The following is a 23882-nucleotide window of genomic DNA, read 5'->3' on the forward strand; positions in this document are numbered from 1 at the left end:
CTTGTGACCAGAACAGTGCTCGCCGTCGGGGCGCACATCGGCGACATGGACCTGACCGCCGGGCCGACGCTGGCCAAGCTCGCGCTCGAGGGCGCGGCGACGACGATCGTCGCGCTGACGCCGGGCGAGCGCGGGCACCCGCGGATGACGCCGGCCGACTACAAGAAGCAGAAGATCGCCGAGGGTACGGCGTTCGCGGAGGCGATCGGCGCCGACTTCCAGGTGCTCGAGCACAGCGACGGGTTCCTCCCGGACACCGACGACGTGGCGTTCGAGCTGGCCCGGATCATCCGCGAGAAGCAGCCCGACACGATCATCACGCACTGGAAGCACTCCATCCACCGCGACCACGAGCACACCGCGGTACTGGCCGAACGCGCCCGTTTCCTGGCCGGGCTGCCGATCGACCCGGAGGACGACCTCGCGGCGATCACGCCGTACCCCTCGGAAGCCGGGAAGCTCGCCGCGCTGCCGCGGCACGGGGTGCGCAGCTTCCTGCACGCGGAGAACTGGGAGGACATGGAGGGATTCACGCCGACGATGTACGTGCCGATCCCCGACGAGGCCTTCCACCGGTGGATCGGCGCGATCCGCCACCAGGCGTTCGCGCGCGGCGAGACGTACGGCTTCCGGTACATCGACTACTACACGGCGCTCATGACGACGCGCGGCTGCCTGGCCGGCTATCCCCGAGCCTGCGCCTTCCACGCGAACCCGACACCGGAGGTCACCAAGCTCGCCGGACCGTAGGCTGAGCTTCTGGCCTTCTGGCCTTCTGGACGAGAGGAGTGCGACGTGGCCGAGGTTCGGTTGGTGGTGCAGAGCGACGACTTCGGGATGTGTCACGCGGTCAACGTGGGGACCGTACAGGCGTTCCGGGAGGGGATCGTCACGCAGGTGTCGACGATGGCGGCGTGCCCTTGGTTCACCGAGGCGGCGGCGCTGGCGCGGGAGTTCGGGATCCCGGTCGGCGTGCACCAGACGCTGACGTGCGAGTGGGACTTCCTGCGCTGGCGGCCGTTGACGGACGGTCCGTCGTTGGTGGGGGAGGACGGCACGTTCCGTCGTACGGTCGAGGAGGCTCGGGCCGGGATCGGTCACGCGGACGCGGTCCGTGAGTTGTCCGCGCAGGCGGCGAAGTTCGCGGCGGAAGGGCTGGCGGTCGAGTATCTCGACTACCACATGGGCTCGTCGGTGCCGGCGGCGTACGACGAGGTGTCGGCGGCGATCGGCAAGCCGTTCATCTACGGCGCCGAGGAGTCCAAGCGCTTCGCCTCGATCGAGGTCCTCAGCGACCGTGACGCAGCGGACAAGAAGCCCTGGATGCTCGACTACCTGAACAAGCTGACCCCTGGCGTCCACCTCCTGGTGACCCATTGCGCAGCGCCACACCCCGAGCTCGCGTCCCTCCACCGCCCCGGCTCCGACACCTACCGCTGGGCCGAGGAATATCGCCTCTCCGACCAGTCCGTCGTCCTGGACCCCGACATCCACCAGGCCATCAAGAACCGCTCCATCCAACTCACCACAGTCCAAGCCGCCTTCTCCTGACCACTCCGCCGAGTCGTGAGAAATGGCTGTCCGCGCGCTGCCATCACCCACGACTCGGCGAACGGCGCCGACGCCATTCGCCACGACTCGACGCAGTTTGCGGTCGGGGGCGGGGGGACGGCGGAGGTCGGGTACTGGACGGCGGCGCCGGAGGCGCGCGGACGAGGTGTTGCGCCGGTGGCGGTGCGGGCGGTGTGCGGGTGGGCGTTCGAGGTGCGGGGACTGGACTTGATCGAGTGGCGGGCGGAGTCGGGAACGTCGCCTCGCGCCGGGTGGCGGAGAAGGCCGGCTTCCTGATCGAGGGGCAGTTGCGGATGCGGCTGGTGCATCGGGGGATGCGGGTCGACGCCTGGGTCGGGTCGTTGGTCAGGGACGAGATTTCCTGAACTCGGGGCTGCGGAGGGCGCCCGGCGACGAACCGGTGGCCGCCTTGACGTGGCGGGACAGGTGGCTGACCGAGTAGTAACCGGTGAGGTCAGCGACGACCTCGAGCGGCAGCGTCGAGTTGCGGATGTGGGCGAGGGCGTGCCGTAGACGGACTGCTTGGAGCGCGCCTTGCGGGCTGGTGTTGCGCAGCCGGGTGAACGCGGCACGTAGGCCTGACGGCGAGACGCCCAGCTCCTCGGCGACCTGTGCGATGCGGAGGCCGCCGGCGAAGCGTTCCTCGAACAGCCGCTCTGCCTGCACGACCAACTGCTCTGCCGGCGTTGCGGGTGCTGTGGTTGTGGCTGTGGCTGCGGCTCGGCGGAGGCGGAGATCGAGTTCAGCGAGGAGGAGCTTGCGAAGTTCGCTGTCGGTTTCGCGGACCAGGGCGTCGAAGACCCGGCGCAGGGTGTGCTCGCCGTCGTCGTAGCAGAGCCGCGGCCACGGGTAGGTCGCCGCCGCATCCACCTGGAGGAAACGGTTCGCGTACCCGGTGCGGCTCTGTTCGGCGTGCCAGGTGTTCGGCGGCGTCAGCAGGACCGTCCCGGGCGTTGCGTCGTACGTCGTATCGCCGACGGGGCAGGTGACGCGGCCGCGAACGTAGTACACGAGCTCCCACGACGTGTGCGCGTGCGACGGGTAGTCCTTGCCGGGCGCGGCGGTGTGAACGCCGGCGCCGAGCAGCTGTGGCGATTTGTGCATGAGCGCTGTCGCCTCCTGCATTGTTTCTCCGGTACGACGCACCGATGCTGGCATCGATCCGTGCATCTTGTGAAGGAGCCGTTTGATGGATATGGGTGCGGCGCTGCGGGACCTGGGTGTGACTGACGACGTCCTCACCCCGGGGGAGAAGGAACAGCTCGACCGGGACGGATTCCTCGCGCTGGAAGGGATTCTCACCGCGGAGGAGGTGTCGGCGATCAACGAGCGGCTGGCCGAACTGACCGCCGCGGAGGGCGATCGGGCCGGTCTCGAAGTACACCAGGAGAAGGGCACGGACCGGCTGGCGGACCTGGTGAACAAGGACGGGAAGTTCGAGGTGTGCTTCAGTCATCCGCGAGTGCTGGCGGCGATGCAGCACGTCCTGGGGGAGTTCCGGCTGTCGTCCCTGAACAGCCGCGCGGCGCTACCCGGCGAGGGCCACCAGGCCCTGCACGCCGACTTCGGTCAACCGGTCGAACCCGGCGCGTACGAGGTCTGCAACTCGATCTGGCTCCTCGACGACTTCACCCCGGAGAACGGCGCGACCCGCGTAGTCCCCGGCTCCCACCGCCGCGGCACCATGCCCACCGACGAACTACCCGATCCCACCGCCCCCCACCCCGACCAACTCCAACTCACCGGCCGCGCCGGCGACGTCATCATCTTCAACAGCCACCTCTGGCACGGCGGCACCCGCAACCAAACCACTGCCCCGCGGCGGGCGATGCACTCGTACTTCGCCCACCGCAACCTCCCCCAACAACTCAACCAACAGACCTACCTCCGCCCGGAAACCTACAACCGCCTAACCCCCGCCCAACACTTCATCCTCGACGTCACCAGCCCCGCCTGAACACTCACCGCCCGGTGCACCGTTACCTTGCTGAGCGGTCGAGCGGGGCTACGAGGCGTCGGCCTTGCGGACCCAGACTTCTCGGATGATGAGGAGGATGGCGGCGGCGGACGGGATGGCGAGGAGGGCGCCGACCACGCCGAGGAGGGCGCCGCCGAGGAGGGCGGCGATGACGGTGACGGCGCCGGGGATGTCGACGGCGCGGCGCATGATGCGGGGTGCGACGACGTAGTTCTCGACCTGCTGGTAGATGACGCCGTAGATCAGGCAGGCGATACCGACCCAGAGGCTGTCGGTGAAGCCGATCAGCGCGACCACGACGACGCCGATCAGGCCACCCACCATCGGGATGAACGCGGTGAACATCACCACGATCGCCAGCGCCACGGCGTACTCGCGCAGCCCCACGATCTGCAGGAAGATGAACATGAAGATGCCCGCGCACAGCGCCACCAGGAACTGGCCGCTGACGTAGCCGCCGACCCGACCCAGGACCTCGTCGCCGAGGATCGAGACGCGGGTACGACGGGTGGCGGGGACCAGGCTGTACGCCGCTCGCTTGACCGACGGCAACGACGCGAGGAAGTACAGCGTCAGGATCAGGATCGTGAACGTGTTGAACAGGGCGTTCGCGACCACCTTGCCGACGCCGAGGATGCCGCCGAACGCGCGCTGCGCGAGCGCCGGGTCCTGGACGTAGTCCTGGGCCTTCTGGATGAACTGGTACCTGTCGTTCAGGTCGTTCAGGGTCTTGGACTTGGTCAGCAGGTCCAGCCACTCGGGGGCGTTCTTGATCAGGCTGTTGATCTGGTCGGAGACCACCGGCACGATCGCGAACCCGACGCCGGCGACCGCGAGGATCATCAGCAGGAACACCACGCCGACCGACAGGCCGCGCTTCAGGCCGCGGCGCATGAACCACTCGACGAGCGGGTTCAGGCCGACGGCGATGAACATCGAGACCAGGAGCAGGATCAGGACGGAGCGCGCCTGGCCGAGCGCGTTCCACAGGCCCCAGGCGACGAGGACGCCGAGGGCCGCGAAGAACCCGAACGTGAACGGGTTGCCGCGGCGGATCGGCGGGCCCGGTACGCCCATGCCGACCGACGGGTGCCGTTCCTCGATCAGCAGTTCGTCGGCGAGGTTCGTGTCGTGTTTGGCATCCGCGTCCGCCGCCACCGCAGCCGCTTCCGCCTGATCGGCCGAGTCGTCCGCCTCGTCCGCGGATTCGTCGGCTCGGTGTGCGGAGTCGTTCGCGTTGTCGGCCGAGGTGTCTGCGGCGCGGGCGGCGTCCGCGGCGTCGTCGGCCGCGTCGTCGGCGGAACGGGCCGAGGCGGCGGCCTCGGTGGCGGAGCGTGCGCTCTTGCCGGCGGCGGCTTCGGCCTTGGCGGCTGCTTCCTGTGCCTCGCGGGTCGCGTCGGCCAGGTCGGTGTCGGTCGCTCTGGAGGTGTCGTCGTCGCCGGATGGCGTCACATCTTGTCCTTCGGGGATCGTGCGCGCGAGGAGGCCGCATCGGTCTTGGCGTCGGCGGACGACGCACCCCCGGAGGACTTCGCCGGGGCGGACGGCCGCGTCTGGACCTGAGTCTCCTCGCCGGCGAGGTCACTCAGCCGGAACTCGTCGACCATCGTCGCATCCTTCGGCTCGTCCTCGCCGTCGTCGGCGGGGCCGCCGCCGGTACGGCTCGTCTTCCCGGCCAGGTCGTCGGCGTCCTTCGGGTCGACCCGCAGGCCGGTGTCGATCCGGGTCTCGTCGACCCGCGCGTCCCCGGCCGCCACCCCGACGAACGGGCTGGCCCCGGTGAACGGTCCGTCCTCGTCCTCGTACGACGCCTCACCCGAGTCCCCCGCGAACGGGCTCGCCGCAGGCGTCGCCCCCGCGAACGGGTTGTCCGACGCAAACCCACTCCCGTCCGAGCTGCCGGCAGAGGACCCGGCCGAACCCGCCGCGGTCGAGCCCGGGGCGGTGGCGTCCGTCGACTCCGGCGAGCCGGAGTACGTCGAGCCTGACGCGGCGGAGGTGCCGGATCCGGCGGACGACGCGGAGGTGGAGCCCGACGTGGAGGTGGGGCTGGCGGTGGACGTGGAGCTCTGCGTCGGGGAGTACGGCGTACCGGACGTGGAGGAGCCGGTGTCGGTGGTGTCCGGGGTGGGGGCGAAGGGGTTGCCGGTGGGGGTGGACTCCTTGGGGCGGGCGAATGGGTTCACGTACGGTGCCGCGGCGGTTTCGGAGTCGAGTTCGGCGGCTTGGCGGGCGATGTTGCTGGCGATCTCGTTCAGGCCGGCGATCTGGGTGAGGATGCCGTCGCGGCGCTTCGCCAGGCGCTCGGTCTCGCGGGCGACGACCGTGCGGGACCGCTCGGCCTCGTCGGCGGCGTTCGCGAGCTCGGCCTCGGCGCGGGTCCGGGCGGTGGTGAGCAGCTGCTCGGCCTCCCGCCGCGCCCGCGCGAGCGTCCGCTCGGCCGACTCCTCGGCCTCGGCGCGGATCTTGCGCGCCTGCTCGGTCGCCTCGGCCACCCGGCGCTCGGACGCCTCGGCGGCCTCCTTCATCTGGGTGGTCAGGTTCTCGGTGTCGGCCGCGATCTGCTGGTGCTTGTCGGCGAGCTCCTTGGCCTGCTGCTCGCGCTCGTCGGCCAGCCGGGCCCGCAGCGCCGCGGACTCGCGCTGGATGGCGGTGCGGATCTTCTCGGCCTCGTGCAGCGCGCCGTTCTTCAGCGTGCTCGCCTGCGACTCGGCCGTCAGCTGCAGCTGCTCGGCCTTCCGCCGCGCGGCCTGCAGCACCTCGGCGGCCTCGGTCTCCGCCGTACGACGCAACTCGGCCGCGTCGCCCTCGGCCGTACGGCGCATGCTGTCCGCCTCGTTCAGCGCGACCGTGCGGATGTCCTCCGCCTCGCGCTCGCCGGTCGCCCGCGCGGCGGCCGCCTCCTTGGCCGCGTTCGCGCGCAGCTCCTCGGCCTCGCGCTTGGCCTCCTCGAGCGCCTCGGACGCCTGGTCCTGGGCGAGCCGGAGGATCTGCGCGGCCCGGTCGCCGAGCCCGGCGTACGACGGGTTCGCACTGGCCTCGAGCTGGCGCCGGGTCTCCTCGAGCTGCTGCTGCAGCGGCGCGACGCTGCGCTGCAACTCGTCGGCGCGGTGTCTGGCCTCGACGAGTTGCATCTCCAGCGCGCGGACGTAGTCGTCCACGGCCTGCTTGTCGTACCCACGACGGCTGACCGGGAAGCCCCCGGCCGCGGTCGCCGTGCGGTCGAAGAACGGCAGGCTCGACTCGTCAGGCATTCCCCAGGTTCCCTTCTGGCGGCTCAGCGCTGGATTACCACAGCACCTTAAGCCTGTCAGAACCCGCCCGTAACCAGCCAATCGAGCCTGTGGACATCTACCTGTCGCGGAAGCGGTTGATCCGGTCGAGGTGCTTCTCCCGCAGGGCGGTGTCGCGGACGCCGAGGCCTTCGGACGGGGCCAGGGTGAGGACGCCGACCTTGCCCTGGTGCAGGTTGCGGTGCACGTCGTACGCCGCCTGCGCGGTGTCCTCCAGCGGGTACACCTTGCTGACCGTCGGATGCACCATGCCGCGGGCGATCAGCCGGTTGGCCTCCCAGGCCTCGCGGTAGTTGGCGAAGTGCGAGCCGATGATCCGTTTCAGGTTCATCCACAGGTACCGGTTGTCGTACTCGTGCATGAACCCCGACGTCGACGCGCAGGTCACGATCGTCCCGCCCTTGCGGGCGACGTACACCGAGGCCCCGAACGTCTCCCGTCCCGGGTGCTCGAACACGATGTCCGGGTCGTCCCCGCCGGTCAGCTCGCGGATCCGCGCGCCGAACCGCTTCCACTCCTTCTGGTCCTGGGTCGTCTCGTCCTTCCAGAACCGGTACCCCTCCGCGGTCCGGTCGATGATCAGCTCGGCGCCCATCGCCCGGCAGATCTCCGCCTTCTCCGGCGACGACACCACGCAGACCGGGATCGCCCCGCCGTTCAGCGCGAACTGGGTCGCGTACGAACCGAGGCCGCCGGACGCGCCCCAGATCAGTACGACGTCGCCCTGCTTCATGTTGGCGCCGTTGGCCGACACCAGCTGCCGGTACGCCGTACTGTTCACCAGCCCGGGCGACGCGGCCTCCTCCCAGGTGAGGTGCGCCGGCTTCGGCATCAGCTGGTTCGACTTCACCAGCGCGATCTCCGCGAGCCCGCCGAAGTTGGTCTCGAAGCCCCAGATCCGTTGCTCGGAGTCGAGCATCGTGTCGTTGTGCCCGTCCGGCGACTCCAGCTCGACCGACAGGCAGTGCGCGACCACCTCGTCGCCGGGCTTCCAGGCGTTCACACCCGGCCCGGTGCGCAGTACGACGCCAGCGAGGTCGGAGCCCACCACGTGGTAGGGCAGGTCGTGCCGGGCAGTCAGCGGCGACAGCTTCCCGTACCGCTTCAGGAACGCGAACGTCGAGACCGGCTCGAAGATCGACGTCCACACGGTGTTGTAGTTGATCGCGCTCGCCATCACCGCGACCAGCGCCTCGCCCGGCCCTAGCTCGGGCGTCGGCACGTCGTCGAGGTGCAGGCTCTTGCGCGGATCCTTCTCCTTGCTGTCCAGCCCCTCGAACATGGCCGCCTCGTCGGCGTGCACGGTGATCCCGCGGTAGTGGTCCGGTACGTCGAGCTCTCCGACGGCGGCGTTGTCGCCGGAGAGGATCGCTTCAAGGATCTGCTTCACGGGCGTACCTCCTGCAACGGGGACGTTCGAGTGAGCGGAACTTACCGTTGAGTATGCGCCCGTGGCTGTGCGCTGTAACACAGCGGACCGCCGTTGAGACGACCGTCACTTTTTCAGTCCACCGTTGTCAGTGGTCTTATCAGCGAAGGCGCGTGTGAAGCCTTACCTGAGTGAAACCTTCGCCCGACCGGAGCTGCACCAGATCGCACAGCTGGTTCGCCAGCCAGACCCCGCGCCCGCCGAGTCCGTCGAGCGGCGGCAGCACCCGCCCGACCAGCAGGTCGTCGATCCGGCCGCGATCCGTCACGTCGCAGAGCAGTGCGCCGTCGGCGATCCAGACCGCCAGCCGGCCGCCTCCGCCGCCGAACCGGATGCTGTTCGTGCAGATCTCGTGCAACGCCAGCGACAGGTCCTCGAGCCGGTCCCGCGAGACCCCGTGCGACGCCGCCTGCCCGCTCAGCCACTGCCGGATCTCGCCGAGCTCGCGCGGCCCGAAGTCCCACCGCTCGGCCCGGTCCGGTACGTCGTCCAGCGCGGTCCGGAACGCCTTCTCCGCAAGAGCTTCCGCGCCCGCGTGCGTCGCCGTCGGGTCGATGCCGACCGTCACGTCGTACGCGCAGTACAACCGGAAGGACCGGTCGTGCGCGAACGCGATGTCGGACAGCGCCTCGTGCAGCAGCACCTCGTCGTACGCCGCGGCGCTCCGGCCCGGGTACGCCGCCTCGGCGAGCCCGCGCACCGGCCCGGGATGCCGCTCGAGGACGTCGCGCCAGAACGGGACCAGCCGCGCCGGGTTGCCGCCGGCAACGGTCATGTCGGCGAACCCGACCGCGTGCTGGTCCGGACCAAGGGCGTCGCGCAGTACCGCGATCCGCCCCGGCGGCAGCACGGCCACGATGGTTTCCCCCGCCGCCAGACCCTCCCGGACGAACGCAGCCGCACGCCGCACGAAGTCCGCGTCCGAGACATGGACGAAGGCATCGTGCTCGAACCCGGCCGGCGCACCGTGCAAGGAGTCGGTGGCGCTGTCCTTCAGCACCCGAACAGAGTAGTCGGCCGGGACCCGCGCGGGAGAGTTCTTTCGCGCGCCGTCACGGCGCGTGCCCCGCTGCTCAGCGGTGGGTAGGCGCTCAGCTGTGAGTAGCTGAAGGCTCCACCAGTTCGACGAGCACGCCACCGGCCGACTTCGGGTGGATGAAGTTGACCCGGGAGCCGGCCGTGCCGCGTTTCGGTACGTCGTACAGCAGACGCGCGCCGCGTTCCCGTAGTACCTCGCAGACCGCGTCGATGTCGCCGACCCGGTACGCGAGCTGCTGGATGCCGGGGCCGCGCTGGTCGAGGAACTTCGCGATCGGCGACGCGTCCGACAGCGGCGCCAGCAACTGAATCGAGGAACCCGAGTCGCCGACCGAGAGCATCGCCTCCCGGACGCCCTGCTCCTCGTTGATCTCCTCGTGCGCCACGGTCATCCCGAACACGTCGGCGTAGTACCGCACGGCCTCGTCGAAGTCGGCGACCGCGATGCCGACATGGTCGATCGCGTCGAACAGCTGGTCCATCCCGTCAGCGTGGCGTACGACGTACTCCGCAGGCCATCGAAAGTGGCCCACACGACAGGTCCGGGCACGATCCGTGTGACCCGTCTGACGTGTGCGAGCAGCGGCGTACCAGTGCGGTCGCAGGTATCGTGACAACATGTCTGACACGCGGAACTCCAGCGTCATCGTCGCCGGTGCACGGACCCCGATCGGGCGGTTGCTGGGTGGCCTCAAGGGCTTCACCGGCGCCGAGCTCGGCGGGTTCGCGATCCAGGGCGCACTGCGGAAGGCCGGCGTCGCGCCGGACCAGGTCGAGTACGTGATCATGGGCCAGGTACTGCAGGCCGGCGGCGGTCAGATCACCGCCCGCCAGGCCGCGGTCAAGGGCGGCATCCCGATGAACGTGCCGGCGATCACCGTCAACAAGGTCTGCCTGTCGGGGCTGAACGCGATCGCGCTCGCCGACCAGCTGATCCGGGCCGGCGAGTACGAGATCGTCGTCGCCGGCGGCATGGAGTCGATGACGAACGCGCCGCACCTGCTGCCGAAGTCCCGCGAGGGCTACAAGTACGGCGACACCGCGCTCGTCGACTCGATGGCGTACGACGGCCTCTGGGACGCGTTCACCGACCAGGCCATGGGCGCGCTCACCGACCAGCAGAACAACGCCGTCGAGAAGCTGAGCCGCGAGGAGCAGGACGAGTTCAGCGCGCGGTCGCACCAGCGCGCCGCGGAGGCCTGGAAGAACGGCGTCTTCGCCGACGAGGTGGTGCCGGTCGAGGTGCCGCAGCGCAAGGGCGACCCGATCGTGGTGGACACCGACGAAGGTGTCCGCGGCGACACCTCGGTCGAGGTGCTGGCGAAGCTGCGGCCGGCGTTCGGCAAGGACGGCACGATCACGGCCGGTTCGGCGTCGCAGATCTCCGACGGCGGGTGTGCGGTCGTGGTGATGAGCAAGGCGAAGGCCGAGGAGCTCGGGCTGAGCTGGATCGCCGAGATCGGCGCGCACGGTTCGGTCGCGGGTCCGGACTCGACGCTGCAGAGCCAGCCGGCGAACGCGATCGTCAAGGCCTGCTCGAAGGAGGGCATCCAGCCTGACGATCTCGACCTGATCGAGATCAACGAGGCGTTCGCCGCGGTCGGGATCGCGTCCGCGCGCGAGCTGCGGGTCGGCGAGGACAAGGTCAACGTGAACGGCGGCGCGATCGCGCTCGGCCACCCGATCGGGATGTCCGGCGCGCGGCTCGTGCTGCACCTGGCCTTGGAGCTCGGCCGTCGCGGCGGCGGCGTCGGCGCGGCCGCCCTGTGTGGCGGCGGCGGCCAGGGCGACGCCCTGATCGTCCGCGTCCCGAAGAGCTGATGCCGAGACGTACGGCGCCGGTCGGGGAGCTCGTCGAGCGGGCCCGGGAGGGTGACTCCCGGGCCGTCGCCCGGCTGATCTCGCTCGTCGAGGACGAGTCCCCGCTGCTGCGCGACGTGATGGCCGCGCTCGCGCCGTACGCCGGGAACGCGCACATCGTCGGCATCACCGGATCGCCCGGCGTCGGCAAGTCGACGTCGACGTCCGCGCTCGTCTCGGCGTACCGCGAGACCGGCAAGCGGGTCGGCGTTCTCGCGGTGGACCCGTCGTCGCCGTTCTCCGGCGGCGCGCTGCTCGGCGACCGGGTGCGGATGCAGGACCACGCGACCGACCGGGGCGTGTTCATCCGGTCGATGGCGTCCCGCGGGCACCTCGGCGGGCTGGCGTGGTCGACGCCGCAGGCGCTGCGGGTGCTGGACGCGGCCGGGTTCGACGTGGTGCTGGTCGAGACCGTCGGGGTCGGGCAGTCCGAGGTCGAGATCGCGGGCATGGCGGACACCACGCTCGTCCTGCTGGCACCCGGGATGGGCGACGGCATCCAGGCGGCCAAGGCCGGGATCCTGGAGGTCGGCGACATCTACGTGGTGAACAAGGCGGACCGGGACGGCGTCCAGTCGGTCACCCGGGACCTGCGGGCGATGCTGGCGCTGGCCGAACGGCCCGAGGGCGCCTGGACGCCGCCCATCCTGAAGACGGTCGCATCCCGCAACGAGGGCGTCGCCGAGGTGGTGCAGGCGATCGAGGACAGGCTCGCCTGGATGGCCGGGAACGGCGTACTGACCGAACGCCGGCGCAGCCGTGCGCGTGACGAGATCGAGGCGATCGCGACGACCGCGCTGCGGGCCCGGTTCGCACACCTGCACGGCGACGCGCGGCTCGACGTACTCGCCGCGAAGGTCGCCGACGGCGGCACCGACCCGTATTCGGCGGCCGACGAGCTGATCGCGGCTTTGTGAGACTTGTCTCGCCGTGGAACAATCGACCACGCAGTGTCACATTGTGTCTTTGCTTTCCGTTCACCCGGAATTGTGCCGAATTCGGGCATATGACGCAGAATTTCCGTCCGGTACGGCGATCCGCGTCCCAGGGCGGCGCGCCGGTGGCTGCCGTGCCCCCGGATCCGTTACAGAATGGACCTTGTAGCTGGTGAGCATTGTGCGGTGGGCTGTGTTCAGTCAGTGACAATTGGTGACGGTCCGTGATACAAACTCAAACACAGTCGACCGAGTGGGTTAGGAACAAGGAGTGGCGACATGCCGAAGAAGCTGTTGATCTGGTCGCTCATCGCCTTTGCCGGCTTCTATCTGTTCACCCAGCCGACCAACGCGGCCAACGCGGTGGGTGGAGCGTTCTCCGCCGTCGGTGACGCGTTCGGGAGCGTCATCCAGTTCCTGACCGCGCTGTTCAGCTGATCTGCCGTTGCGAGTGTCCCGTGCCGCGTCGTCGTGCGGGACACTTGGATGCACGGGGTCACACAACAGCGTGACAGGGGAGTGAGCAGATGGCCGGAATTGGCCTGTTCCGGATCTTCGACCCGAAGGTCCGGCGCCATCTGATCTCGGACGAGGGCGAGGTCGTCATCGACGAGGTCCGGCACCACTGGGTGGTGTTCACGGTGCCGATGCTCGAGGTGATTCTCGCGGCGGCGCTGCTGCTGACGATGGCGACCACGTCGATCGGCGGGCAGCCGGTGCTGCTCGCGATCGTTCTGGTGCTGCTGGCGCACGCTTTCTGGCAGTTCCTCACCCAGCACCGGGACCGGTTCGTGGTCACGAACATGCGGGTGATGCGGATCCGCGGCGTCTTCTCCCAGACCGTCGCGACCACCCCGATCGCCCGGGTCCTCGACATCACCCTGCAGAAGCCGATCATCGGCCGGATGCTCGGCTACGGGCACTTCGTCTTCGAGTCGGCCGCGCAGGACCAGGGTTTCCGGGAGATCAAGTGGGTCAGCCGTCCTGACGACCGCGACCTGACCATCCAGCGCGTCATCCAGCGCACCGGCCTGCGGGCCTCCGCGAGCGTCGACGTCGTCCAGGGCGACGAGGACTCCGACGACGACGGTACCGGCCCGATCGGCATGGACACGGCCCAGGAGGTCGCCGCGTCCACCCCGGCACCCGTCACCGCCCAGCCGGCGCGTCCGGCGCCGCCGTCGGGCTCCGCCTCGAAGTCCATCTTCAACAGCGAACGCGGCAACTGGACCGACGACGACTGATTCGCACCGCGGCCAGGGTTGGGGGACCTCGGACAGGCTGTGGGGACCGTGAACACCTGGTCAGGTGTTCACGGTCCCTGTTGGTTGTCCGCGGTTCTGGCGTGGAACAAGGCGCGGCGGCGTTGCCGGTGTGCGCGCTCGGGGTGGTCGGCCGGGGCCTCGGCCAGCGCCTGGTCCAGCTCGTGGACGGCTTCGGCGTACTGGGAGCGGCGGGCGAGGAGCTCGGCCCTGACCGCGTGCCGGCGCGAGCTGGGCGGGATCGCGTCGAGCATCACGAGCGCCCTGTCGACCTCGCCGGTCTCCGCGATCGCGACGATCCGGGCGAGTTCGGCTGCAGGGCTGGGGGAGACCTCGACGAGGAGGTCGTACAGGCGGACGATTTCGCGCCAGTCGGTGGCTGGGTAGCTGGGGACGCGGGCGTGTTCGGCAGCGATCGCGGCCTGGAGTTGGTACGCGTCGGCCTGGCGGGCGGAGCGTTCCAGGGAGTCGTTGAGGAGCGCGACGCCGCGGGCGATCAGGTCCTGGTCCCACAGCGAGCGGTCCTGCTGGTCGAGCGTCACCACCTCACCGGCGTCGTCGACGCGCGCCGCCTGGCGGGCTTGGGTGAGGAGCAGGAGCGCGAGGACCGCGGTCGGCGTGGGTTGGTCGGGGAGCAGCGAGTGCAGGAGCTCCGCCAGCCGGATCGCCTCCGCGCACAGGTCGACGTCGTACGCCGCTTCGCCCTCGGCGGGCGCGTGACCCGCGGTGTAGAGGCTGTGGATGACGGCGCAGACCGCTGGTAGTCGCTCGGGGAGCTCCGCCTCGGCCGGGACGCGGTACGGGATGCGGGCCGCGGCGATCTTCTGGCGGGCGCGGACGAGGCGCTTGGTGGTTGCGACTTCGGTGGTGAGCAGGACGCCGGCGATCTGTGCGGGGGAGAGCCCGCACAACGTCCGCAGGGCCAGCGCCACCCGTGTCGGCGGGGACAACGACGGGTGGCAGCAGGTGAAGATCAGCCGGAGCAGGTCGTCCTCGACGACGTCCTCCGGCTCCAGGGCGCTGACCGGGTCGAGTTCCGGCTCGGGGCGGGAGAGCTCGAGCAGGTCCGCGCCGTCGCGTTCCTTCGTACCGCGGGCCCGTTCGCGGCGGATGATGTCGATCGCCTTGCGGCGCGCGGTCACGGTCAGCCAGGCGCGCGGCTCGGGCGGTACGCCGGTCACAGGCCACGCCCCGAGCGCCGCCAGCGCAGCCTCCTGCACCGCATCCTCCGCAAGCTGCACGTCCCCGACGGTCCGGATCAAGGTCGCCAAAATCCGCGTCCCCTCGATCCGAATCGTCTCGGCCACCACGCCGTACCGCTCGTCCACGGCTTTTCTGACCTTCGAAGCTACTTCGCCAGGATCACCGGGCGGACCTCGACGGCACCGCCCCACGCGGCCGGGATCTCGGCGGCGATCCGGACTGCTGCTTCCAGGTCGTCGGCCTCGATCAGGTAGTAGCCGGTCAGCGCCTCCTTGGTCTCGGCGTACGGGCCGTCGGTCGTGACCACCGGGCCGCCGCGGGCGCCCTCGACGCGGACGACGGTCGCCGTCGAGGTCGGGTGCAGCACGGCGCTCGCCTTGACCTGATCGGCGTACTCGGCGCCGAACCTCCGGTACTCGGCCAGCTCGTCGGCCTGCTCGGGCGCCCACCAGTCGACGTCGGCGGTGTAGGTCAGTGCAAGGTACTGAGCCATCGGACTCCTCCTTCTCGCTGGAACCACTGTGGTCCCTCGGCAAAGGAACGAACAGCCGCGCCCCACCAGGACATCGTCATTGCGTGGCTTCCGAGATTCGTCCGCGGAACGCCCGCACCACCTCCGGATCACCGACCGCCGAGACCGCGTCGTCACCGGCCCGCCCCCACAACCACAGGTACAACCGCTCCGGCTCACCGAAGATCTCCGCCGCCACCTCGCCTTCAGCCCCTTGCCGTACGTCGACACTCACCGCGTCGGCGTACACCGTCCACGAACGACCCGCCGCGGTCAGCCGACCGCAGCGTCGACCGGGTGAGCGGTGTCGCCCTCCTCCCACCACGGACCGCCCAGGCTCGGGTAGAGCACCTCGTCGATCCCGTCGAGCGCCAGCCCCGGATCGATCGGGGTGACCACGCCGTGCGCCTGCTCCACGTCGATCCGGTGGACGACGGTCTCGTGCGCCATCCGCCGGTGCCAGAAACCCGAGGTCGTGTCGCGCGGGTTGAACGTCCACGTCTCCAGGCCCGTTCCGGCCGCGTCCAGCGCGTCGACGAGCGCCGCGCGCGCCGCGTCGTACCACGGCAGGGTCTCCCGGCCGGAGAAGTCCGGCGGCCACGGGTCGGGGCGCGCGCCGTGCTTCAGCACCTCGATCTTGTGCGCGTACACCTCCGCCACATGCCGCACCAGCTCGTCGACCGTCCACCCCGGGCAGCTGGGCACGCCCGCGCCTAGCCCGGCCCGCGCCACCTCGCCCAGCCGCGCACTCTCCGCCCGCACATGCTCCAGAAACCTCATGCCCGAACCTTCACAGAGCCCACGGACACTTTCAGATAGTCCGCGCCTTCAACGCCGCCTCCCAGTCCTCAGTCTCCGCGTGACTGATCTCGACAACCCGCTCGGCCAGCAGCCGCACTGGCTCCTCCGCCCGCGCATACCGCCCCGCCTTCTGCGCATACAACCAGGCCTCGTTGCGCAGCTGCTGGGCCGTCCGCGTGTACGTCGGATACGTGTCCTTGAACCCGAACAACGTCCGGATCCCTTCGGCGAGCGCGATCGCGCCGCCGAGCGCCGGCGCGAGCCAGACCGGTGCCTTGATGGCCACCGAGATCGCGATCACCAGCGCGGCGAGCAGTTGCACGGTGCCCAGTGCCCGGTACCAGATCCGGGCGCGCCGGGCCTGGCCGGCGTACCACCGGAACCGGATGCCGATCAGCTGCTCGGCGGGCGAGTCCGTCCCCAGCGCGGGGAAGTCTGAATCCCTGAGTCTCGACATGGTGCGAACAGTGTGAGGCTAAGGTTCCGCACATGGCCAGGAAGAGGGCGCTGCCGTTCGATCCGATCGACGAGGCGTCGCGGCAGTGGGGACGGCGCTGGGGTGCCGTCGAGCAGATGCGGGCCGTCACGTCGCTGATGCGCGCGCAGCAGATCGTGATCAACGAGCTGGACGAGATCCTCCGCAAGCACGGGCTGACGTTCGCCCGGTTCGAGGCGCTGGTGCTGCTGACGTTCTCGCGGCGCGGGTCGTTGCCGCTGGGGAAGATGGGCGAGCGGCTCCAGGTGCACCCGACGTCGGTGACGTCGATCGTCCGCCGGCTCGAGGCCGCGGGCCTGGTCACCCGGACCCCGCACCCGGACGACGGCCGCGCGGTCCTCTGCGAGATCACCCCAGAAGGCCGTGACCTGGTCGAACGCGCCACCGCCGACCTGGTCGCCGCCGACTTCGCGCTCGCCGGCCTCACCGACGAACAGCTCAAGATGCTCTGGACCGTCCTCGAGCCACTCCGCCGCAACGCCGGCGACTTCACCTGACGGGCTCGGACGCCCAGGCCCTCACAATCCGCCCTGCCCGCGCTCGCGTGGCGCTGCGGGATCGCCGGCTGCCGATTGTGATGGCCTGGCGGTCCACGTCACGTTGGAATTAGTTGGACGTCCTAGTATTTTGGAGACCAGTCCCTAGGGAGGTCTGACTGATGGATGCCGAGCAGATCGCGGCCGGGCGGAACCGGTGGCAGCAGCGCTACGACGCCGCGCGCAAGCGGGAGGCGGACTTCACCACGCTCTCCGGCACCGAGGTCGCGCCGGTGTACGGACCGCCCGAGGGCGTCGACGACCCGCGGATGGAGCGGATCGGCTGGCCGGGCGAGTTCCCGTTCACCCGCGGCCTGTACGCGACCGGGTACCGCGGCCGGACCTGGACGATCCGCCAGTTCGCCGGCTTCGGCAACGCCGAGCAGACCAACGAGCGCTACAAGATGATCCTGAACGGCGGGGGCGGCGGCCTCTCGGTCGCGTTCGACATGCCGACGCTGATGGGCCGCGACTCCGACGACCCGAAGTCGCTCGGCGAGGTCGGGCACTGCGGCGTCGCGATCGACTCCGCGGCCGACATGGACCGGCTGTTCAAGGACATCCCGCTCCAGGACGTCACGACCTCGATGACGATCTCCGGCCCGGCCGTCCCGGCGTTCTGCATGTACCTGGTCGCCGCCGAGCGCCAGGGCGCGGACGTCTCGCGGCTCAACGGGACGCTGCAGACCGACATCTTCAAGGAGTACATCGCGCAGAAGGAGTGGCTGTTCCCGCCGGAGCCGCACCTGCGCCTGATCGGCGACCTGATGGAGTACTGCGCGACGACCATCCCGGCGTACAAGCCGCTGAGCGTCTCCGGGTACCACATCCGCGAGGCCGGCTCGACCGCCGCGCAGGAACTCGCCTACACGCTCGCCGACGGGTTCGGGTACGTCGAGCTCGGCCTGAGCCGCGGCCTGGACGTGGACGTGTTCGCGCCCGGCCTGTCGTTCTTCTTCGACAGCCACCTGGACTTCTTCGAGGAGATCGCGAAGTTCCGGGCGGCCCGGCGGATCTGGGCGCGCTGGCTGCGAGACGTGTACGGCGCGAAGACCGAGAAGGCGCAGTGGCTGCGGTTCCACACGCAGACCGCGGGCGTGTCGCTGACAGCGCAGCAGCCGTACAACAACGTCGTACGGACGGCCGTCGAGGCGCTGGCCGCCGTACTGGGCGGGACGAACTCGCTGCACACCAACGCGCTCGACGAGACGCTCGCGCTGCCGACCGAGGAGTCGGCCGAGATCGCGCTGCGGACGCAGTCGGTGCTGATGGAGGAGGTCGGCGTCACGAACGTCGCCGACCCGCTCGGCGGTTCCTGGTACGTCGAGGCGCTCACCGACAAGATCGAGGCCGAGGCCGAGGAGATCTTCGCGCGGATCAAGGAGCTGAGCCCGGACGAGTCGATGACCGGCGGCATCCTGCGCGGCATCGAGGACGGCTGGTTCATGGCCGAGATCGCCGACGCCGCGTTCGAGTACCAGCAGAAGCTCGAGAAGGGCGAGAAGAAGATCGTCGGCGTCAACACGCTGACCGACACGGTGTCCGGCGAGCTGGAGATCCTCCGGGTCTCGCACGAGGTGGAGGTCGAGCAGTGCCGGGTCTTGGCGGAGCGCAAGGCGCACCGTGACGAGGACCGGGTACGGCGTACGCTATCGGCTCTGGTGGAGGCGGCCAGCGGCACTGGCAACCTGATCGAGCCCATGCTGGAGGCGGTGCGTGCGGAGGCCACGATGGGGGAAATCTGTCACGTTCTTCGGGAACAGTGGGGCGAGTACCGAGAGCCCGCCCGATTCTGAGGCCCTGTCGGACGCTCAGCCGGGCGTCCGGCCGGCCGCGAAGGCCGACGGCCGCCCGGTCGTGGTGTGCGGCTCGGACCGCACGATGCTCCGGGTGGTCACCGAGCTGGTGAGCTCGGGCGAGCGGGTGACCGCGATCGTCAACCCCGCCTCCCGGCACTACGACCGGATCGGTGAGCTGGGCGCGACCGTGATGGGCGCCCGGGTGATCAGCGAGTCCCTGCTCCGGCGCGCCGGGGTCGACGCCGACGACGACGGTACGCCGTCCACGGCCCGGGCGCTGGTGCTGCTCGACACCGACGACGTCCACAACGTGCACACCGCCCTCACCGCTCGGGACATGGATCCGGACCTGCGGATCATCGTGCAGATGGTGAACCCGCGGCTGGGCAAGCAGCTGAACAGCCTGCTCGGCGACTGCGTGGTGATCAACGGCCCGTCGCTGGCCGCGCCCGCGTTCGTCTCGGACGCGCTGGCGGACGACGAGCTGACCTGGATGGAGCTCGGCGGCCAGATGGTCGTCGTCGGCCAGGCCGACCTGATCCGCGAGCCGCACCTGACGGTGCTCGCCGACACCACCTCGTCCGCGACCCCGCAGTTGCTGCCGGCATCGAGTGCCGATCCCGAGGGCGACATCGTGCTCGGGACCGGCGTCCGGTCGGTCTGGCGCAGTCGCGACGTCCGTCCGGCCGGCTGGGTGATGGCCTTCCGCGACATCTTCGACAGCCGGGTCCGCAAGATCGCCGCGGTGATGGCGTTCCTGGTCGCGGCCGGTACGGCGGTCATCCACTTCGTCGGCGGGATCGAGTGGTGGCGGGCGGTCTACCTGGCGCTGGGCGCGGTGACGTCCGCGGGGATCGAGGACGACGCGTTCTCCGAGGCGGATCCGTGGGTGAAGGTCGCGGCGGTGATGGTGCAGCTGACCGGGATCGTGCTGATGGCGCTGCTGACCGCGGTCGTGGTCGACTCGCTGATCGGCGCGCGGCTGTCGCGGATCATCGGCGGCGTCCGCGGCAGGCCGCGCAACCATGTGGTGGTGTGCGGTCTCGGGACGGTCGGCGCGCGGGTGCTGGAGATCCTCACCGAGCGCGGAGTCGCGGTGGTCGGCGTCGACCAGGACGAGGACGCGCCCGGCGTCCAGGTCGCCCACCGGCTGAAGATCCCGGTCGTGGTCGGGGACAGCAGCAACGAGGAGACGCTGCGGTCGGCCGGGGTGCAGCGCTGCCAGTCGATGCTCGCGATCACCGACGGGGACATCACGAACCTGGAGTCCGCGATGGTGGCCCAGGACCTGAACCCGGATGCCCGGATCACGATGCGGATGTTCGACCACGACCTCGCGCAGCGGGTCGAGCGCCGGCTGGGCCTCGGGCACAGCCGCTCGGTGTCGATGCTGGTGGCGCCGGCCGTCGCGGCCGCGGTCGCGAACCAGCGCAAGCAGGTGATCGTGCCGGCCGGTCGCCGGGTGCTGCTGCTGACCGAGGTGACCGTCGAGCCGGAGTCGATCGCCGACGGTCGCCGGCTGGGCGAGCTGAACGAGGCCGAGGGGCTGCGGGTCCTCGCGCGCCAGGACGTGAACGGACCCTGGGAGTGGCGCCCGGCGCTCGAACGGCGGGTCCGCGCGGGCGACCGGCTGGCGGTCGCGGGCACCCGGGCCGGCCTGGCGCGGCTGCTGATGGTGACCCGGCCGCAGCGCAAGTCGGAGGCGTCGTAGAGGATGGACCTGTGAACGTAGAGTTTGTCTCCCGTGCGCACGGAATGCGAGGACAGTGGTGAGCCAGTCGAACTTCTCCCGTCCCGGGGCGATCGACCTGTCGTCCCTGCGCAAGCCCGCGGGTGCGCCCGGCGCTCCCGCCGCGCCTGGCGGTGCCGCGCCTGGCGGCGGTGCTCCCGCTGGTGCGCCTGGTGGTGCCGCGGGGTCGTACGTGCTGAACGTGAGCGAGCCGACGTTCCAGAGCGACGTCATCGAGCGGTCCCTGCAGGTCCCGGTGGTGGTCGAGTTCTGGTCGCCGCGCTCGCAGGCGTCGGTCGCGCTCGGCCCGGTGCTCGCGAAGCTGTCGACGGAGTACGCCGGCAAGTTCCTGCTGGCGCGGATCGACATCGACGCGAACCCGCAGCTCGCCCAGGCGGTCGGCGTGCAGACCGTGCCGCTGGTGATCGCCGTACTGCGGGGGCAGGTCGTCCCGCTGTTCCAGGGTGCGCTCGGCGAGCCGGAGGCGCGGCAGTACCTCGACCAGCTGCTGACCGTGGCGGTCGCGAACGGGATCACCGGGCGCGCGGAGCCGGTCGGTGCGGCGGCGGCCGAGCCGGTCGAGGAGGACGCGCCGAACCCGCGGTACGAGAAGGCCGAGAACGCGGTCGGCGCCGGTGACCTGGACGGCGCGATCGCGGCGTACGAGGAGCTCCTGAAGGAGACGCCGAACGACGCCGAGGCCAAGTCGGGGCTGGCGCGGGTGCAGCTGGTGAAGCGTACGCAGGACGTGCCGGCCGACGTGCGGGCGCGGGCCGCGGACAACCCGGCGGACGTCGAGGCGCAGATGCTGGTCGCCGACGTGGACCTGATGGGCGGGCATGTCGACGACGCGTTCGCGCGGTTGATCAAGACGATCCAGACGACGGCGGGGGACGAGCGGAACACGGTTCGCCTGCACCTGCTGGAGCTGTTCGACGTGGTCGGCGCCGACGACGAGCGGGTGGTCAAGGCCCGGCGGCGGCTGATGGCGGCCCTGTTCTGAGCTGGTCTCCCGTTGCGGGCGCTGTGAATGCGCTGGCCGGTTCCGGACGGCGTGAATTGTTGTAAACGGTACTGACGTGCTCTGAGAATTCTTCACATGAGCGCTGTCGAGTCACCGTCGCCGAGTCTCGAGACGCGGATCCACGGGCTGCTGCCGACGCTCAGTCCGGCGCAGCGGCGGATCGCGGCCGAGGTACTGCGGGACCCGGCGGCGGTGGCCTCGTCGACGATCGGCCAGCTGGCGGCCCGGTGCGGTACGTCGCTGCCGAGCGTCACGCGGTTCTGCCTCGCGCTCGGCCTGTCCGGGTACGCCGAGCTGCGGCTGGCGCTGGCTGCCGAGAGTGGCCGGACCAGCCCGAGCTGGGAGCGCGGGACCGGCGCCGAGGTCGGGCCTGACGACTCGCTGGACGACGTACTGCGGACGCTGTTGCGCGCCGACATGCGCGCGCTCGAGGACACCGTCGCGGCACTCGACGTCGAGGCGCTCGGGCGGGCCGCGCAGGCGATCTCCGACGCGCGCCGGATCGACCTGTACGCCGTCGCGGGGTCGGCGGCCGTCGCCGAGGACCTGCGGTTGCGGCTGCACCGGATCGGGCGGGGCGCCAGTACGTGGAGCGACGTCCACACGGCGCTGACCAGCTCCGCGCTGCTCGGGACCGGGGACGTCGCGGTCGGGATCTCGCACAGCGGCGAGACCGTCGAGGTTCTGGAGCCGCTGACGCGCGCCGGCCGGCAGGGCGCGACGACTGTTGCCATCACCAACTATCCGCGGTCGCCGCTGGCGCGGGCGGCGGACATCGTGCTGGTCACGGCGGCGCGCGACGTGACGTTCCGGACCGGGGGACTGGCCGGGCGGCACGCTCAGATGCTTGTGCTCGACGCGCTGTACCTGGGCGTCGCGCAACGCGACTACCCGCTGGCCGAGCAAGCCTTCGACGCCACCGCCGAGGCCGTCGCAGACCACCGGCAGCGCTCCTGACTCCGCCACTCCCGTTCTCGTCACTCCGTTCAGCCACTCCGTTCGACCGCCTTCCGAAGGAGAGCCATGCAGAGTCCTCACCAGATCCTCGGCCCCACCCGCCGCAGCCTGCTGCTCGGCGCCGGAGCCACCGCCCTCACTGCCGCCACCACAGCAGGCACGACAATCGCGTCCGCAGCAACCGGGGCGTCCGCCTTACCGGCTGAGGTTGCCGTGCCGTCGCCGGACACCTTGCCGTTGACCGGTGGGCCGGAGTTTCCGGTCGGGTTGTTCTGGCCGCCGCATCCGTACGCGAGTACGGCGTCCCGGTTCGCGGAGATCAAGGACGCCGGGTTCGACTTCGTGATCTCCGGCAACTACGCCGGCGACGGCAACATCTTCCAGCACCAGCTCCGCCTGGCCCGCGACACCGGCCTGAAGATGCTGATCTCCGACGACATCCAGATCCGGAACATGTCGCGCTGGTTCTCGATCTCGGACACCACCACCGACTTCCTCAGCGTCACCCCGGCCGAGGCCCGCGAGCTCTACACCCGCGCGCGGAACGCCTACGGCCCGTACTCCTCACTCGCCGGCTTCAACTTCTACGACGAACCCGGCGCGGGCTGGTTCGCGACACTGGCGAAGGCGCTGGCGATCTCGCGGGAGCTGGCGCCGCAGTTGCTGCCGTACATCAACCTGTTCCCGTCGAACGACCCGGCGTACTACCGCGGCTTCGTGGACGTGGTGAAGCCGTCGCTGATCTCGTTCGACCGGTACCCGCTGCTGTCCGAGGGCCGCGAGGACGCGAACTACTTCCACAACTGGGCGATCGTCCGCGACGCGGCGCTGCACGGCGACATCCCGTCGTGGGTGTTCATCCAGACGCTTGCCTACGACAACCACCGGGTGCCGACGGCGGCCGAGCTGCTCTGGCAGGTCAACATCAGCCTCGCGTACGGCGCCAAGGGCATCCAGTACTTCACCTACTGGACCCCGGAGGCGGCCCGCGGCGAAGGCTTCGGCCCCGCGCTGATCACCGTCGACGGCGAGCGGACGTCGCGGTACTACGCCGCGAAACAGATCAACACCACCTGGCTCCACCAGGTAGGCCGCGAACTCAAGCCGCTGGTCTCGGAAACGGTCCAGCACGCCAACGAAACCCCACTACCCAACGGCGCCGTCGGCTTCACCCCGACCAACCTGGTCTCCGCGATCTCCGGCAGTCCCGTCGTGGTCGGCACCTTCCGCCCGAGAGACACCACGTCCACCGACCGCTGGCTCTTCCTCGCCAACCGCTCCCACAGCACCCGAGCCCGCGCCGTCCTCACCCCGAACCACCAGGCGGTCGGCTCCGTAGGCATCTTCCACCCAGCCCGCCAGACCTACGTACCGCACCGCGTAGCCCCGGTCGACGTCTCCCTGGCGCCAGGCGCGGCAACCCTCCTCAAACTCACCACGAAGTAGCAGGCGCTGCTCG

26 protein-coding genes are annotated in these 23882 nt (G+C 70.3%); 15 read left to right on the top strand and 11 right to left on the bottom strand.

Translation table 11 applies throughout. From position 1 onward, the window contains the following. Positions 1–3: 3 nt before the first annotated feature. Genes ABN611_RS23965 through ABN611_RS23980 form a run of 4 tightly spaced genes read left to right on the top strand, consistent with a single transcriptional unit; the run spans position 4 to position 1937 of the window. Positions 4–750, top strand: coding sequence for a PIG-L family deacetylase (locus ABN611_RS23965; protein WP_350274471.1), 747 nt, complete (start codon positions 4–6; stop codon positions 748–750). A 45-nt stretch (positions 751–795) separates the two neighbouring features. Beyond that, positions 796–1551, top strand: a complete 756-nt coding sequence (locus ABN611_RS23970) for a ChbG/HpnK family deacetylase (protein WP_350274472.1) — start codon at positions 796–798, stop codon at positions 1549–1551. Between the two features lie 15 nt (positions 1552–1566). Next, positions 1567–1848 carry a GNAT family N-acetyltransferase gene (locus ABN611_RS23975; RefSeq protein WP_350274473.1) on the top strand — a complete coding sequence of 94 codons (282 nt, stop codon included), beginning with the start codon at positions 1567–1569 and terminating at the stop codon, positions 1846–1848. Next, positions 1788–1937: a GNAT family protein gene (locus ABN611_RS23980; protein ID WP_350281758.1), complete on the top strand. Its 150-nt coding sequence runs from the start codon at positions 1788–1790 to the stop codon at positions 1935–1937. The genes ABN611_RS23975 and ABN611_RS23980 overlap by 61 nt, the downstream gene beginning before the upstream one ends. Here the strand turns inward: ABN611_RS23980 and ABN611_RS23985 are convergent. Next, the gene (locus ABN611_RS23985) at positions 1918–2676 is read right to left on the bottom strand and encodes an AraC family transcriptional regulator (RefSeq protein WP_350274474.1); all 759 of its coding nucleotides are present in this window, start codon (positions 2674–2676) and stop codon (positions 1918–1920) included. The genes ABN611_RS23980 and ABN611_RS23985 overlap by 20 nt on opposite strands. A gap of 85 nt (positions 2677–2761) precedes the next feature. On the opposite strand from ABN611_RS23985, the gene ABN611_RS23990 reads away from it, so the two are divergent. Then, positions 2762–3529 (top strand): phytanoyl-CoA dioxygenase family protein, encoded by a 768-nt coding sequence (locus tag ABN611_RS23990; protein WP_350274475.1) that lies wholly within the window; start codon positions 2762–2764, stop codon positions 3527–3529. A 48-nt stretch (positions 3530–3577) separates the two neighbouring features. Here the strand turns inward: ABN611_RS23990 and ABN611_RS23995 are convergent, their stop codons facing one another. From ABN611_RS23995 to mce, 5 genes are all read right to left on the bottom strand, one after another. Next, positions 3578–5002 carry an AI-2E family transporter gene (locus ABN611_RS23995; protein ID WP_350274476.1) on the bottom strand — a complete coding sequence of 475 codons (1425 nt, stop codon included), beginning with the start codon at positions 5000–5002 and terminating at the stop codon, positions 3578–3580. After that, the gene (locus ABN611_RS24000) at positions 4999–6804 is read right to left on the bottom strand and encodes a transposase (RefSeq protein ID WP_350274477.1); all 1806 of its coding nucleotides are present in this window, start codon (positions 6802–6804) and stop codon (positions 4999–5001) included. Before ABN611_RS24000 ends, ABN611_RS23995 begins: the two co-directional genes overlap by 4 nt. Before the next feature lie 97 nt (positions 6805–6901). After that, positions 6902–8233, bottom strand: coding sequence for a crotonyl-CoA carboxylase/reductase (ccrA, locus tag ABN611_RS24005; protein ID WP_350274478.1), 1332 nt, complete (start codon positions 8231–8233; stop codon positions 6902–6904). A 139-nt stretch (positions 8234–8372) separates the two neighbouring features. Beyond that, a complete protein-coding gene (locus tag ABN611_RS24010; protein ID WP_350274479.1) occupies positions 8373–9272 on the bottom strand; it encodes a sensor histidine kinase in 900 nt (299 codons plus the stop codon). Between the two features lie 91 nt (positions 9273–9363). Further along, positions 9364–9792, bottom strand: coding sequence for a methylmalonyl-CoA epimerase (gene mce / locus ABN611_RS24015; protein ID WP_350274480.1), 429 nt, complete (start codon positions 9790–9792; stop codon positions 9364–9366). Between the two features lie 136 nt (positions 9793–9928). Here mce and ABN611_RS24020 point away from each other — a divergent pair, with 136 nt between their 5' ends. The 4 genes from ABN611_RS24020 to ABN611_RS24035 all read left to right on the top strand — a co-directional run bounded on the left by ABN611_RS24020 (position 9929) and on the right by ABN611_RS24035 (position 13349). Then, on the top strand, positions 9929–11131 hold the full coding sequence (locus ABN611_RS24020; protein WP_350274481.1) for an acetyl-CoA C-acetyltransferase: 1203 nt from the start codon (positions 9929–9931) through the stop codon (positions 11129–11131). Next, complete coding sequence (gene meaB, locus ABN611_RS24025; protein ID WP_350274482.1) at positions 11131–12087, top strand: methylmalonyl Co-A mutase-associated GTPase MeaB; 957 nt, start codon at positions 11131–11133, stop codon at positions 12085–12087. Before ABN611_RS24020 ends, meaB begins: the two co-directional genes overlap by 1 nt. Positions 12088–12384: 297 nt before the next feature. Continuing rightward, positions 12385–12543 carry a hypothetical protein gene (locus tag ABN611_RS24030; protein ID WP_198682812.1) on the top strand — a complete coding sequence of 53 codons (159 nt, stop codon included), beginning with the start codon at positions 12385–12387 and terminating at the stop codon, positions 12541–12543. A gap of 89 nt (positions 12544–12632) precedes the next feature. Next, the gene (locus tag ABN611_RS24035) at positions 12633–13349 is read left to right on the top strand and encodes a PH domain-containing protein (protein ID WP_350274483.1); all 717 of its coding nucleotides are present in this window, start codon (positions 12633–12635) and stop codon (positions 13347–13349) included. Between the two features lie 68 nt (positions 13350–13417). Here the strand turns inward: ABN611_RS24035 and ABN611_RS24040 are convergent, their stop codons facing one another. From ABN611_RS24040 to ABN611_RS24060, 5 genes are all read right to left on the bottom strand, one after another. Further along, a complete protein-coding gene (locus tag ABN611_RS24040) occupies positions 13418–14695 on the bottom strand; it encodes a DUF6596 domain-containing protein (protein WP_350274484.1) in 1278 nt (425 codons plus the stop codon). Positions 14696–14715: 20 nt separating this feature from the next. Then, entirely contained in the window at positions 14716–15063 is a 348-nt protein-coding gene (locus tag ABN611_RS24045) for a YciI family protein (protein WP_350274485.1), read from the bottom strand. Positions 15064–15139: 76 nt separating this feature from the next. Then, complete coding sequence (locus tag ABN611_RS24050) at positions 15140–15316, bottom strand: hypothetical protein (RefSeq protein ID WP_350274486.1); 177 nt, start codon at positions 15314–15316, stop codon at positions 15140–15142. Positions 15317–15354: 38 nt separating this feature from the next. Next, a complete protein-coding gene (locus tag ABN611_RS24055; RefSeq protein ID WP_350274487.1) occupies positions 15355–15861 on the bottom strand; it encodes a maleylpyruvate isomerase family mycothiol-dependent enzyme in 507 nt (168 codons plus the stop codon). A 31-nt stretch (positions 15862–15892) separates the two neighbouring features. Continuing rightward, positions 15893–16339: a DUF4231 domain-containing protein gene (locus ABN611_RS24060; protein ID WP_350274488.1), complete on the bottom strand. Its 447-nt coding sequence runs from the start codon at positions 16337–16339 to the stop codon at positions 15893–15895. Between the two features lie 32 nt (positions 16340–16371). Here ABN611_RS24060 and ABN611_RS24065 point away from each other — a divergent pair, with 32 nt between their 5' ends. The 6 genes from ABN611_RS24065 (at position 16372) to ABN611_RS24090 (ending at position 23869) form a co-directional block, all read left to right on the top strand. Next, positions 16372–16875, top strand: coding sequence for a MarR family transcriptional regulator (locus ABN611_RS24065; protein ID WP_350274489.1), 504 nt, complete (start codon positions 16372–16374; stop codon positions 16873–16875). 161 nt (positions 16876–17036) lie between these two features. Then, positions 17037–18710, top strand: a complete 1674-nt coding sequence (locus tag ABN611_RS24070) for a methylmalonyl-CoA mutase family protein (protein WP_350274490.1) — start codon at positions 17037–17039, stop codon at positions 18708–18710. Then, on the top strand, positions 18631–20424 hold the full coding sequence (locus ABN611_RS24075; RefSeq protein WP_350274491.1) for an NAD-binding protein: 1794 nt from the start codon (positions 18631–18633) through the stop codon (positions 20422–20424). The genes ABN611_RS24070 and ABN611_RS24075 overlap by 80 nt, the downstream gene beginning before the upstream one ends. A 58-nt stretch (positions 20425–20482) precedes the next feature. After that, positions 20483–21445: a tetratricopeptide repeat protein gene (locus ABN611_RS24080; protein WP_350274492.1), complete on the top strand. Its 963-nt coding sequence runs from the start codon at positions 20483–20485 to the stop codon at positions 21443–21445. 96 nt (positions 21446–21541) lie between these two features. Continuing rightward, positions 21542–22423 (top strand): MurR/RpiR family transcriptional regulator, encoded by an 882-nt coding sequence (locus ABN611_RS24085; protein ID WP_350274493.1) that lies wholly within the window; start codon positions 21542–21544, stop codon positions 22421–22423. Between the two features lie 66 nt (positions 22424–22489). Next, the gene (locus ABN611_RS24090) at positions 22490–23869 is read left to right on the top strand and encodes a hypothetical protein (RefSeq protein ID WP_350274494.1); all 1380 of its coding nucleotides are present in this window, start codon (positions 22490–22492) and stop codon (positions 23867–23869) included. Positions 23870–23882 lie beyond the last annotated feature (13 nt).

Origin of the sequence: Kribbella sp. HUAS MG21, assembly GCF_040254265.1 — a bacterium.
Lineage (GTDB): Bacteria > Actinomycetota > Actinomycetes > Propionibacteriales > Kribbellaceae > Kribbella.